2 protein-coding genes are annotated in these 769 nt (G+C 62.5%); both read right to left on the reverse strand.

Annotation, left to right across the window (positions count from 1 at the left end; all coding sequences use genetic code 11):
• Window positions 1–232: transposase (locus AC0L25_RS32435; RefSeq protein ID WP_473599187.1), on the reverse strand; the 232-nt coding region annotated here is incomplete at its 3' end.
• Between the two features lie 89 nt (window positions 233–321).
• Window positions 322–769, reverse strand: a 448-nt coding sequence (locus tag AC0L25_RS32440; RefSeq protein WP_473599188.1) for a helix-turn-helix domain-containing protein, incomplete at its 5' end; no start/stop codon positions are given.

The following is a 769-nucleotide window of genomic DNA, read 5'->3' on the forward strand; positions in this document are numbered from 1 at the left end:
GCGAGCCAAGATTGTCCAGGATGACGATGTCGCCTGGCTGGAGAGTTGGGACGAGTACCTGTTCGACATAGGCCAGGAAGCGCTCGCCATTGATCGGTCCATCGAACAGGCAAGGTGCAGTGATGCGATCATGGCGCAGCCCCGCGAGGAAGGTTGTGGTCTTCCAATGGCCGTGCGGCACCTTGTCGACAAGCCGTTCGCCGCGTGGTGCCCAGCCATGAGTGCGTGTCATGTTGGTCTTGGCCCAGGTCTCATCGATGAAGACCAGCCGGGCAGGATCGATCCGGCTCTGATATTTGTGCCACTGGCTGCGGCGGCGGCTTACGTCCGGGCGGTCCCGTTCGCGCGCGACCAGCGTCTTTTTTTAAATGTGATCCCCTCGCGCCGCAGGAAGCGGCTCAGCATCGAGGTATCAGCCTTTACGCCGCGTTCGGCTAAAAGGCGGCGGCCGAGCGCTTCCAGCGTGATGTCGGGCTTGTCCGTCCGCGCTGCCTCCAGGAAGTCGCGGTGCGGCTTAAGCGCGGAAGGCCGGTGGCCGCCCGTCCCCACGGGCTTGCGACTGCCCGTGCGCTGCCAATGCTGCAGCCATTTGATCGCCGCTGAGTCGCTGACCCCGAACCGCCGTGCCGCAGCACGCCGACTCATACCTTCCTTCTCGACTGCTTCGATCACACGATCCCGCAAGTCCTGCGAATATGATGACGCCATCCTGGCTGGCCTCCTTCCCAGCCAGCAGGTTGAATCAAAATTGTCGTGATTCGGGAATCCC

The organism is Mesorhizobium sp. WSM4813, assembly GCF_055811555.1.